Below are 11,622 nucleotides of genomic sequence, written 5' to 3' on the forward strand. Positions count from 1 at the left end.
CTGCGGAAAGGCACGAGAGATGAACCACCACCCGGAACCCGTCGTGACCACCGAGCAGGGAGCCGTCCGCGGCCTGCGCCAGGAGGACGGCACCGCCGCCTTCCTGAACATCCCCTACGCCGCCCCACCCCGCGGAGCCGACCGGTTCGCCCCGCCCCAGCTGCACGAGCCGTGGGACGGCGTACGCGACGCCACAGTCCCCGGACCCAACGCGCCGCAGTCCGAGCGCAAGCTCGGCAGCATCGACATGGCCCCCTACTTCGGCACCGGCTGGAGCCGCGGCGAGGACTACCTCACCGTCAACGTCTGGACGCCCGCCGTCGCGCAGAGCGACCTGCCGGTCATGGTGTTCGTCCACGGCGGCGGCTTCGTCGCCGGTTCGACGCGGTCCGCGATGTACGACGGGTCCGCCTTCGCCCGTGACGGCGTCGTCCTCGTCACGCTCAACTACCGGCTCGGCATCGCCGGGTTCCTGGACCTGCCCGGGGCCCCCACCAACCGCGGTCTGCTCGACGTCGTCGGCGCGCTGCGCTGGGTGCGGGAGAACATCGCCGGCTTCGGCGGTGACCCGGACAACGTGACGCTCTTCGGCCAGTCGGCCGGTGCCACCATCGTCGGAGGCGTCCTCGCCACCTCCGAGGCCGCGGGCCTGTTCCGGCGGGCGATCGTGCAGAGCGGCAGCGGCCTGGGCGCGTTCACCACCGAGCAGGCGGCCCGCGTCACCGCCGCAGCCGCCGAGGCTCTGGGCGTCGAGCCGCACGTGGACGCGTTCGCGGAGATCTCCGACGAGCGTCTCGTGGAGGTCGCCTCCAAGCTCGCGGGCATCGACCTGCAGACCGCCACCCACTCCGACCCGCTGATCGGCCTCAGCCCCTTCAGCCTGGTCCTGGACACCCAGCCCGCCGAAGCCGTCGCCGCCGGACTCAGCTCCGACGTCGACCTGCTCATCGGGACCAACACCGAAGAGGGCCTCCTCTACCTGGTCCCTGTGGACAAGTACGCCTCCTCGACCGCCGAGGACGTGGACGACACGGCGGCGCGCTCGCACCCGAACCCGGCGCAGCTCGTCGAGACGTACCGCAAGACACGTCCCGAGGCGTCCTATGGCGAACTGCGCTCCGCCATCATGGGCGACGCGCTGTTCGGCGCGGGCACCCGGGCCCTGGCCGCCGCCCACTCCGCCCACCCCGAGTCCGCGACCTTCGCCTACGAGTTCGCCTGGCGATCGCACGCCCTGGACGGAGAGCTCGGTGCCACGCACGCGGTCGAGCTGCCCTTCGTCTTCGACCTCACCGACCTGCCGCAGCTACTCGGCCCCGCTGCCCTGCTCGGCCCGGACAAGCCCCCGGCGGATCTCGCGGACCGCATGCACGAGACCTGGATCCGGTTCGCCACCACCGGCGACCCCGGCTGGGACCCGTACGACACCGAGCGCAGGGCCACGATGCACATCGACGCCGAGTGGAGCCAGATCGACGACCCCCGCAGCCGGGAACGACAGGCCTGGAGCTGACGCTCGTACGGGTTTCGCCAGCTCACCTTCATCAAGGAACACCACCGCTTCAAGGAACACCGTGACCAGAACCGTCATCACCACCGAGAACGCCCCAGCTCTCCCGGCCCCGCTGGCCCAGGGCATCCGCAAGGGCCCCGTCCTGCAGGTCTCCGGACAGCTCCCCTTCGACCCGGACACCGGCGCGGTCGTCGGCACCACCGTCGCCGAGCAGACCGCACAGGTCCTGCGCAACGTCACCGCCGTCCTCAAAGCGGCCGGCGCGGGCCTGGAAGACGTCGTGATGCTCCGCGTCTACCTCACCGACCCCGCCCACCTGCCCGAACTGAACGAGGCCTACGCGGCTGCCGTCGGCGAGCCCTTCCCCGCCCGCACCACCGTCTACATGCAGCTCCCGCCGGGACTCCTCGTGGAGATCGACGCCCTGGCAGTGCTGGACGACTGACACAGCCACAGAAACGCGAGAGCAAGGCTGGTCTGGCACGGTCCACGGGGCCGTGCCAGACCAGCCTCCATTCTGGAGATCGGAAAGGGGGGCAGGATGGACGTCCGTCTGTCGAGGGCGTGCGTCAACCTGCGGGTCGCACCCGGAGACCTGCTGGACGCCTTGTGCTCCCTGTCGGGGCGCCCTTCGCCCCCCTCAAGGTCTCATCCGGCACGGTGCGTCCACGAGCACGTGCTTCGCGCTGTGGCGTCGCTGCCCATGGGCGCGCTGCAACCGGGCGACGTCACCGCAGCCACCGAGGTGCGCGCCGGCCTCCTGAACGCCGACGTGCCACCCGCGTCGGACGCGGCCACCCGCTGCATCCAGCACACGGTCGACGACCTGGGCCCCGGGGACCTGTGGACGCTGGCCCGCGGCACCGCCATGACCCGCGACGACCTCACATGGGGTGCCGCCGCGGTCCTGGGACGGGAACGTCTCGCACAGCCGGACCCTTTGGACGAACTCGCCGCGCAGGCCATCGCGGACGAAATCACCGAACGGACCCCATGCCAGTGGGGCCGTCACCACACCGACGCGGTCCGTGCCGCGCTGTACCGGACCCTGGCCGACCTCGCCGACGTCCTTCTGGAAGTGTCGGAGTCCACCCCGGCGCCCCTGAACTGGACCACCGACGACGACGTAGGGCGCGCCTCAACCGTGATCGGCGAAGTGGTCCACGATGTACTGATCCAACAGGCAGAGAACGCACCCTCCGCCGCACAGCCGGTCTGGTATCACCCCTCGCCTGCTGGCGGCCGCATCGCCTGGCAGTGGCGAATCACGAACGAACCGACCGGCCGTACCGCCCACGGCTGCGGCCCCTTCCCTTCCGCGCTCGCGGCCCGGCACGCCGCCGAGTGCGCGATCACGGCGCTCGCCGCCGGGAGATGCAGCCTGTGAGGGATGCAGGATGTGGACCTGTGTGACCAGGGCAGTGGGAAACGATCTCCGTGGGCGTGGGAAACGACCTGTGACCACCCTCGCGTACCCGCTGATCAGCGAATTCCGTCGGTGCCCCGCTCGGGGACTGTCGGGCGACCGCGGCCGTGCTCCGAAAGATGGCGAAGGGCCGTGGGTTCGAGTTTTCCGAAGGGGACTCGGCGCCGAACCAACGGGTGGTGTAGCCGTAACCGTACCTGGACGGGACCGGGTTCGTCGGGCCTGCCGAACCGCCACCTGGGCTACAACACGGGGCCGAGGCTGCCCTCCAGGGTGATGCGGGTCATCAAGGGGCGGTCCCAGCGGGCGAGGATCTCGTTGGCGAGGTCCGCGACCGGCAGGGGGTCGACGTCGTTGCGCACCCCGATGCCGGCGGCCAGCAGGGTGCGCGGCACCGCGTCGGCGTCCAGGAGCACGCGCCAGTCCTGCGGGCAGAGCTCCAGGAACTCCAGGCCGGTGAGCCGGGAGATCTCCAACGGGTCGGCGAGCGTACCGGGTTCGGCCCTGAGGGTCCGCAACCGCGGCAGGTCCACGACGGGCTCCAGGCTGAGCGGTTCGCCCTCCCACACACCGATGCTCAGGACCTCCAGTGCGGGGTGCGCGGCGGCCTCGACGCTGCTCAGACCGCGGATGTCGACGTGTGCCACGGCCGGGGGCTCGTCGTCCGCGCGCCGGCGGGGGCCGCGCTTCCCCCATCCGGGGAGCACCAGCTCGGTGAGGGAGCCGGCTATCAGGCCCGCGCCGATGCTCTCCTCGCGGCTGAGGATGATGACCTGCCCGGTGTGCCCGCCCGGCCCCGGGGTCAGGTCGACCGCGATCCGGTCACCGTCGCAGTCGCCGAAGACGATCCAGCCGGGTGAGCCGACCAGTCCCTGCACCGCGGCGTCGGGCCGGGTGTCGACCGCCTCCGCCTCCATCGCCGCGAACCGCCACTGGGACGGGCGTGAGGCGGCGTCGGCAATGTACAGCTCGTCGAGGGACAAGAGTTGGCAGCCGACGGCGTTGGCGACCCGCATGGCCGACTCGTAGTCGTCGTTCCAGTCTTCCCACAGGGCTCGGGTCACCCGGTACAGCGCCTTGAGCTCGTCGGGCAGCGCGACACCGAGGCGTGCCTCCGCCTCCGCCAGCTCCGCCTCCGTGGCGCCGACGGCGTCGGGGAGGCATTCGCGCAGGAAACTCTCCAGGGCCGCCGGATCCGCCGCCGGCGAGAGCTTCGCGCCGGGTACCGGATCGGGCAGTCGGCGCCAGGGCCCGGGCACGGCGCTTTCGACCAGCACGAGCGCACCTGGGAGCGGCCCGCTGCCCTCGGCCTCCACGGCAGGCCCGAAGTCGAGCAGGTCCAGCACGGCCGGGCCGTCCGGGGACATCCGGGCCACGAAGGAGACGCCGTCGGCGCCGGCCTCCGCGAGCGCGCCCCGCACCCGCTGCACGGCGTCGAACTCGGGCCGCCTGTCCGCCTCGTCAGACGCCTGCCCGTGCATGGTGAACATCGTCCCCCATGGCATCGGCACGCTGTACGCATGGGTGCCGATCCGTCCGGCGAGGTGACCGCCCAAAGCGTCCGGCGTCGCGGTGTGAGTGGACCGCAGGACGTGCAGCAGCGGCTCCCACGTCGTGAACTCATGGAGCGCGGACAACAGGTGCCTCCGATCGGCATGGTCAGCGTGGCGAGGTGATTATCACGGGAGGCACTGACAAGTCCTCCCCCAGCGGCACTCGGCCTCGCAGACGACTTTGCGGTCGCGCCAGGAGATGGTGGCTTCGCCGGTGAGGCGGCGGGCCATGAGGTCCGTCATGGCGAGGTGGATCATGGCCTCGGAGCGGGCCGGGAGGGTCTCGTAGTCGCGGGCAAGACGGCGGTGGAACATCAGCCACCCGGTCGGGTCGGCCGCGCGGCGAGGTGCCTGCCGTGGCAGGTCCTGTTCCGCGCGGCCTCCCGCCGAACCGGACGTGATGGTTTCCCGATCATCCGGCTCTCCAGTGATCACTGCGTGAGTGGTTCAGCTGCTCGCGCTGGACATCCGGCACCGTTTCGGCGTTCTGCATTTCGCATACCTCCCGGGTCTCGGGTGTCCCGATCACCTGGCCCCCTTCGCCCTGCGGACGGCTTTCCCGCCCTCCCTGGCCGGGCATGACAGCGCTTCACTGTCGTGGGTGTTGGCGGCGGAGACGCCGACGAGAAGGGGCAGGCCGTTCGCGTCCGACAGGACGTGCATCTTGGAACCCGGCTTACCCCGGTCCACGGGGCTCGGACCTGTGAGTTCGCCCCCTTTTTAGCCCGCACGTGAGCGGAGTCGAGAACCACGCGCGAGACATCGATGAGGCCGGCGTCATCGAGCCGGTGCAGCACTGCCTCATGCAGCCGGCCCCACACCCCGGCCCGCGACCAGATCAGGAACCGGCGATGCGCAGTCGACTTAGATATCCCGAAACACGGCGGCAGAGCCCGCCAGGCACAACCGCTGACCAGCACGTAGATGATCGCCGCGAACAGCGTCTCATCAGGCGTGTCCTGCGTTCCGCCACCCTGCGGCCGCACCTTCGACGGTGGGATCAGCGGCTCGGCGATCTCCCACAGCCCGTCCGGAACAATCCAACTCCACGTACCCCGCCCCATACACAGACCAACGAGCGATCACCACATAGGACACCGTCCAACCTTCCGGGGAGCAACTGGAGGTTGTGGAAGCCGGGGCGAGCGCCCGATGACCGTACGCCGTGACTCCGCGATGGCGTCCCGCCATAGAGGCACACGAACGTCGGGTGCCCCGAAATACCGCTCAGCCTTCGGCCCACACCGTGTCGAACACGAGCCGCAGGACATTCCCCCACGTCATGGGTGATCCGCCCACCAGACGCCTCGCCGTGACTCCCAGGGCCGGTCCGGGTCAGCCTTCCGGCCATCCCAGGGGTCGGCTGTCTGGTTCACCGAGCGGTCCGGGTCCCTGAGTTTCGGCGGTCCTGTCCAGGTCCCGTCATGCGGTGCCGCGCCCTCCTGGAACGCGCCGGGTTCGTGGCCGCAACGCGGCCGAAACACACCATCCTTATGGTCTTCCGCACACCGGTCATGGCTGCAACGGCCGGCGCGTGACCGGCCCCAGTCGGCGCTAACCAGCCATCTTCCACCGCCTTTTCGAGGGAGGACCGATGGCTGCACAGACGCACGCCACCGACACCCTGTCCCACCCCGGCCCCGACGACCACGGGCCCGCCTCTGGACAATCGGCTCCGCCTCCGGTGGACGCCCGGCCGCCCCTGCGCCGGATGGTGCCCCTGAGCCTGCAACATCTGCTCGTGTCGTACTCGGGCATGGCGACGATGCCCCTGCTCGTGGGAGTCGCGCTGGACCTGCCTGGGGACCGTATCCGTCTGCTGATCAGTGCGAACCTTCTGGTCAGCGGGCTGGCCACGCTGCTGCAGAGCCTGGGCGTCAAGTGGGTGGGCGCCCGGCTCCCGATCGTCATGGGGTCGACGTTCACGGCGATCACTCCGGCGATACTCATCGGGCGGGAGCACGGCCTGGCCGCGGTGTTCGGGGCGACCGTCGTCGCCGGGCTCGTGACCGTGGCCGTCGCGCCCTGGTTCGGCCGCTGCCTGCATCTCTTCCCGCCGCTGGTCACCGGCACGGTCATCGCGGTGATCGGCTTCTCCCTGGTGCCTTCGGCGGCAAGCCTGATCACCGGTTCGGGCTCGGGCGGCGGCACCGGAGCGAGGGGGCTGGCCCTGGCCGCCGCAACCATCGCCCTCGTGGTCTTGGTCGAGCGGCTGACGCCGCCCGCGCTGGCCCGCTTCTCTGTCCTGTTCGCGCTGGCCGCCGGGACCCTTCTCGCGCTCCCCCTGGGCCTGTTCGACGGTTCCGGCGTCACGGACGCCGACGCCGTGGCCCGGCCCGATGTCACGGCGTTCGGTGCCCCGACGTTCGTCCTGCCCGCCGTCATCGCCATGCTCGTCGTGCAACTGGTCAACATGGTCGAGTCGGTGGGCGACACCCTCGCCGTCGGCAGGATCGCCGGGCGCGGCAACGACCAGAAGACCGTCGTACGGGCGCTGCGTGCCGACGGTGCGGCGACGGTCCTCTCCGGCGGACTGGCGTCCTTCCCCATCGTGACGTTCGGTCAGTCCGTCGGACTGCTCAGTGTCACCCGGGTGATGAGCCGTCACGTGGTCGCCCTGTCCGGGGCGATGATGGTCGTGCTCGCCTTCTTCCCCGTGTTGGGAGCCGCGGTGGCAGCGGTACCGGGTCCGGTGCTCGGCGCCGTCTCGGTGATCATCTTCGGCACGGTCGGGGCGGTCGGGCTGCGCATTCTCGCGGAGGCCGACCTGGGGGACGGACGCAATCTGCTTACCGCCGCGCTCGCCTTCGGCCTGGGCATGCTCCCGGTCGGCGCTCCGGACGTCTATGGTGCTCTGCCCGCCACCCTCCGCACCGTGCTGGACAGTGGTATCGCCATGACAGGGCTGGTCGCCTTCACGCTGAACTTCCTCTTCCACCATGCCGGGTCCCGGCCCGCGTCGCGGCTCTCGCCGCCCGGCGACGCCAGTCCGGAGGGGACCTCCTGATGCACCACATCGACACCCTCACGAACGCCACCGTGTGGAGCGACGGACAGTGGCTCGAGTCCCGTGACGTGCATGTCGCGGACGGACGCGTGACGGCCGTGACAGCCGCCGGCGAGCTGCCGCACGGGACAAGGGTGGTGGACGCCGCGGGCTGCCATGTCACCCCTGGGCTCGTCAACACGCACACGCATCTGTTCCAGGCGGTCATGCGCGGGATCGGGGAGGGACAGCCGCTGCTGTCCTGGCTGCGCGAGGTCGGTGACGAGACTGCCGCCATCAGCCCCGAGCGGGCGTACGCGGCGGCCGCGGCGGCGGCGACGGAAGCCCTGCGCGGCGGTACGACCACCCTCGTCGAGCACATGTGGCCGCATCCGTCGACCGAAGTACACGACGCGGTGCTGCGCGCCCTACGCGACACCGGGATCAGGGCGGTGGTCTGCCGCGGTGTGGCCGACCTCGTCGACCCGACCCGTAAGTGGGGCTTCGACCCACGCCTCATGCAGCCCCTTGACGACGTATTCGCGCACGTCGACAAGCTGACCGCCGAAATGGCTTCCGAGGGGACCGGGAGTCGGATCTCCCTGGGGCTGGCCGTTCCCAACCCCCGCTCCCTTACGGTCGAGGGGATGAGGGCCGTCCGCGGTTACGCGGAGGAACACGGTCTCCCGGTGTCGATCCATCTCCTGGAGACGGCGACGGACGAGACGATGTGCCGGCAGCACACCGGTCTGGGCGCCGTCGAGTACCTGGAGCGGGCCGGGTTCCTGTGGGACCGCCTGCTCGCGGTGCACTGCGTGGAACTGGACGACGCGGGTCAGGCGGGGCTCGCCCGGCATGGCGTCGGGGTCTCCTACAACCCGCTCAGCAACATGCGTCTGGGCAGCGGCATCGCACCGGTGCCGGCGATGCTGGCGGCGGGGCTGCGCGTGGGCCTCGGGGTGGACGGAGCGGCGAGCAACGACACCCAGGACATCCTGGAGGCGATGCGGATCGGCGCCTACCTCCAGCGCGCGGCGCACCGGCGGGCGGATCTGCTCGGCTTCGAGCAGATGATCGGGATCGCCACGAGCGGCGCCAACGACGTGCTGGGGCTGGAGTCCGCGGCCTCCGGCGTGGTCCCGGGCATGCCGGCCGACCTGGTCGTGCACCGCTTCGACCGTGACTTCGCGTGCCTGCCGGTGCGCGACCCCGGCGCGACGCTGCTGACCTGCGCGGGCAGCCGCACCGTGGATACGGTCGTGGTGGCCGGGGAAGCAGTGCTGCGCGGGGGCCGCAGCCTCCGGCTGAGTGAGGAGTCGCTCGCGGACTCGCTGCGGGGCTGACCAAGTGCGGGGTGAGGAGCGGTGCACGGCTCCCCACCCCGTTCTTACATGTCTTACGCGGGCGTAACGCCCCGACGCCGCAAGGAAACACAGCAGCGAAAGGCTTTCCCCATCGCGCATGGTTCACATGCCAGCCCACGGCGCGGGGCCCACCGACGGGCTCCCTTCGCGACCGTGCCCGCGGACCTCGCAGTGTCCGCGGTGGGGACTGCAGGGGCGGTGACTGCATCCCGAGACGGACCACACTCCACAGGAGTAGCAGCCGCGATGAATGAAACGACGTACACCCTCGCCGAGCTCGACAGGGAAACCCGCATGGGCGGTGCGGGCAAGGAGACCGCCGACCGGGAGATCCGGCGCGTCGACCTTTCTGACTTCGACAGGCGCAGGGCCGAGATCACTGAGGAACTGTGGGCCGCGGCCACCGACATCGGATTCTTTCAGCTCGTCAACCACGGCATCGAACAGCATCTGGTGGACCGCGCCTTCGCCGATGCCAGGCACTTCTTCGCCCTGCCGGAGGACGTCAAGGGAAGGCACCGGCTGAAGAAGGGCCGCAACGCCGGCTGGGAGTCGATGACGCAGGTCAGGCCGTCGGTCAAGACACCCGATCAGAAGGAGTCGTACCAGGTCACCCGGCCGCATATGGACGGTCTGTGGCCCGACGACGTGCTGCCGGACTTCCGTGCCCAGACGCTGGCCTTCGAGGCGCGGTGCCGCCAGGTCGCCATGCGCGTGCTGTCCTGCTTCGCCGAACGGCTCGGCTTCGAGCGGGACTTCTTCGGCCGTGCTCACGACCTGGCGAGCGACAGCCACCAGTCGACGCTGCGCATGCTCCACTACTTCGCGATCCCCGAGGACGCCGAGCTGGACCCGGACGTCTGGCGGGCAGCAGCGCACACCGACTTCGACTGCCTCACCCTGCTTTTCCAGCGGGACGGCGAGGGCGGCTTGCAGGTCTGCCCGGGCAGGGAGGCCGAGGCACAGGAGTGGACGCCCGTGGTGCCCGCGGCCGACGTAATCACCTGCAACATCGGGGACATGCTCATGCGCTGGAGCGACGACCGGCTGCCGTCCAACTTCCACCGCGTGAAGTCACCAGGACCAGATGACGACCGCGGGGCCCGCTACAGCATCGCCTACTTCGCGCAGGCCGACCGGAACGTCGTGATCGAAGGCCCGGAGAGGCGCTATCCCCCGATCACCGCAGGGGACTACATCCAGCAGCGCATAGCCGCCAACTTCGCGCGATAGGGGAAGCCGTCGTGATGATGTCCTCCAAGCCGCGGGCGCCGTTCGGGCGGCTCGCCGTGCTGGGCCTCCAGCACGTCCTCGTGATGTATACGGGATGTGTCACGGTGCCGCTCGTCTTCGGCACGGCCGCCGGGCTGGACGCCTCGACCACAGCTCTGCTCATCAACGCCGACCTGCTGGTCGCGGGTGTCATCACGGTGATCCAGGGCGCGGGCGTGGGACGGGTGCTCGGCGTCCGCATGCCCGTAATGGCCGGCGCGGCCTTCACCGCCGTGACCCCGATGATCCTTATCGCGGGGAACTACGGACTGCAGGCCGTATACGGATCGATGCTCGCGGCCGGAGTTTTCGGCATGCTCGTCGCCTGGCCCTTCGCTAAGGCCGTGCGGTTCTTCCCGCCGCTGGTCAGCGGCGTCGTGATCACGGTGGTCGGTCTTTCGCTGATTGGCGTGGGCGTCGGTCTGGTCGTCGGCAACGACCCGAAGGCGCCGGACCACGCGGCGCCTTCGCGACTCGCCCTCGCCGCGTTCGTGATCGTCGTGATCCTGCTGGTGGCGCGGTTCGGGCGCGGATTCCTGGCCCAGACGGGCGTGCTCCTGGGGCTGTTGGCCGGCACGGTCGTGGCAATTCCCCTTGGTCTGGTGGACTTGACCGCCGCCCGTTCTGCCGACTGGATCGGGGTGAGCGCGCCCTTCCACTTCGGTGCGCCGGCCTTTCCGCCGGTCGCCGTGCTGTCCATGTGCGTGGTGATGCTCGTGCTCTTCGCGGAGTCGACGGCCGATCTCATCGCCGTCGCCGAACTCACCGGCAAGCGGCTCACCACCGGGGACATGGCGCGCGGACTGGCGGCCGACGGCTTGTCGGGCGTGCTGGGCGGAGCGATGAACGCCTTTATCGACACTGTCTTCGCGCAGAATGTCGGGCTCGTGTCGATGACAAGGGTGCGCAGTCGTCATGTGGCCACGGTCGCGGGCGCCGTCCTCGTCGTGCTGGGCGCAGTGCCCAAGCTCGGCGCTGTGGTGGCCGGCCTTCCGCAGCCGGTGGTGGGCGCGGCCGCGCTGGTGATGTTCGCGACCGTGGCCACGGTCGGCATCAACACCCTGCGGAAAGTCGAGTTCGAGGGCACGAACAATCTGCTCGTCGTCGCCGTGGCGATAGGCGCCGGAATGGCCCCCGAAGTCGCGCCCGACCTGTACTCCCGCTTCCCCGACGGGGTGCAGATCGTCCTGGGATCACCGGTCACGAGCGCAACCCTGGTGGCCTTCGGCCTCAATCTGGCCTTCAACCAGGTGGGGCGGAAGAGCAGCGTGGGACTGCCCGGCGCACCCGTCGGGGACACCGTACCGGCCAAGGCAACCCCCGTGCGCTGACGGGACGTTTGACCGGCACCACGGCAGCGAACCGCCGTGGTGCCGGCGTTGGCGACCGCTGAGGGTTCGCCAAAGCGCCTAATACTACAGCCGTAGATCGTGATCTTCATGCTTGAGCGGCTTGACGCCGGTAGTGGCTGGTCTGGGATCGGGCCTGGTGGCGGCGTCGCCAGACGG

Annotated in this window: 8 protein-coding genes and 2 pseudogenes; 7 read left to right on the top strand and 3 right to left on the bottom strand. The window is 70.2% G+C overall.

From position 1 onward, the window contains the following. The first annotated feature begins 19 nt into the window (after positions 1-19). The 3 genes from ACIBK0_RS45625 to ACIBK0_RS45635 all read left to right on the top strand — a co-directional run bounded on the left by ACIBK0_RS45625 (position 20) and on the right by ACIBK0_RS45635 (position 2,900). The gene (locus ACIBK0_RS45625) at positions 20-1,513 is read left to right on the top strand and encodes a carboxylesterase/lipase family protein (RefSeq protein WP_399094404.1); all 1,494 of its coding nucleotides are present in this window, start codon (positions 20-22) and stop codon (positions 1,511-1,513) included. Positions 1,514-1,574: 61 nt separating this feature from the next. Next, complete coding sequence (locus ACIBK0_RS45630) at positions 1,575-1,958, top strand: RidA family protein (RefSeq protein WP_399094407.1); 384 nt, start codon at positions 1,575-1,577, stop codon at positions 1,956-1,958. Positions 1,959-2,201: 243 nt separating this feature from the next. Then, positions 2,202-2,900: a hypothetical protein gene (locus ACIBK0_RS45635; RefSeq protein WP_399094410.1), complete on the top strand. Its 699-nt coding sequence runs from the start codon at positions 2,202-2,204 to the stop codon at positions 2,898-2,900. Positions 2,901-3,181: 281 nt separating this feature from the next. Here the strand turns inward: ACIBK0_RS45635 and ACIBK0_RS45640 are convergent, their stop codons facing one another. From ACIBK0_RS45640 to ACIBK0_RS45650, 3 genes and pseudogenes are all read right to left on the bottom strand, one after another. After that, complete coding sequence (locus tag ACIBK0_RS45640; protein WP_399094413.1) at positions 3,182-4,576, bottom strand: SMI1/KNR4 family protein; 1,395 nt, start codon at positions 4,574-4,576, stop codon at positions 3,182-3,184. 42 nt (positions 4,577-4,618) lie between these two features. Next, a pseudogene (locus ACIBK0_RS45645) lies at positions 4,619-4,816 on the bottom strand (hypothetical protein); the annotation flags it as partial. A gap of 258 nt (positions 4,817-5,074) precedes the next feature. Further along, positions 5,075-5,556, bottom strand: a pseudogene (locus ACIBK0_RS45650) (IS5 family transposase); the annotation flags it as partial. Between the two features lie 530 nt (positions 5,557-6,086). On the opposite strand from ACIBK0_RS45650, the gene ACIBK0_RS45655 reads away from it, so the two are divergent. The 4 genes from ACIBK0_RS45655 (at position 6,087) to ACIBK0_RS45670 (ending at position 11,445) form a co-directional block, all read left to right on the top strand. Continuing rightward, positions 6,087-7,499: a uracil-xanthine permease family protein gene (locus ACIBK0_RS45655; RefSeq protein WP_399094416.1), complete on the top strand. Its 1,413-nt coding sequence runs from the start codon at positions 6,087-6,089 to the stop codon at positions 7,497-7,499. Beyond that, positions 7,499-8,821 (top strand): amidohydrolase family protein, encoded by a 1,323-nt coding sequence (locus tag ACIBK0_RS45660; protein WP_399094419.1) that lies wholly within the window; start codon positions 7,499-7,501, stop codon positions 8,819-8,821. Before ACIBK0_RS45655 ends, ACIBK0_RS45660 begins: the two co-directional genes overlap by 1 nt. 267 nt (positions 8,822-9,088) lie before the next feature. After that, on the top strand, positions 9,089-10,075 hold the full coding sequence (locus ACIBK0_RS45665; RefSeq protein ID WP_399094422.1) for an isopenicillin N synthase family dioxygenase: 987 nt from the start codon (positions 9,089-9,091) through the stop codon (positions 10,073-10,075). Positions 10,076-10,089: 14 nt separating this feature from the next. After that, positions 10,090-11,445, top strand: coding sequence for a nucleobase:cation symporter-2 family protein (locus ACIBK0_RS45670; RefSeq protein WP_399094425.1), 1,356 nt, complete (start codon positions 10,090-10,092; stop codon positions 11,443-11,445). The last annotated feature ends 177 nt before the right edge of the window (positions 11,446-11,622 follow it).

This window comes from Streptomyces sp. NPDC050564 (genome assembly GCF_044457265.1).
In the GTDB taxonomy this organism is placed as follows: Bacteria; Actinomycetota; Actinomycetes; order Streptomycetales; family Streptomycetaceae; genus Streptomyces.

Coding starts and splice junctions, on each gene's coding strand:
- ACIBK0_RS45660 (WP_399094419.1), top strand. CDS start 7,499: ATGCACCACATCGACACCCTCACGAACGCCACCGTGTGGAGCGACGGA.
- ACIBK0_RS45625 (WP_399094404.1), top strand. CDS start 20: ATGAACCACCACCCGGAACCCGTCGTGACCACCGAGCAGGGAGCCGTC.
- ACIBK0_RS45655 (WP_399094416.1), top strand. CDS start 6,087: ATGGCTGCACAGACGCACGCCACCGACACCCTGTCCCACCCCGGCCCC.
- ACIBK0_RS45665 (WP_399094422.1), top strand. CDS start 9,089: ATGAATGAAACGACGTACACCCTCGCCGAGCTCGACAGGGAAACCCGC.
- ACIBK0_RS45670 (WP_399094425.1), top strand. CDS start 10,090: ATGATGTCCTCCAAGCCGCGGGCGCCGTTCGGGCGGCTCGCCGTGCTG.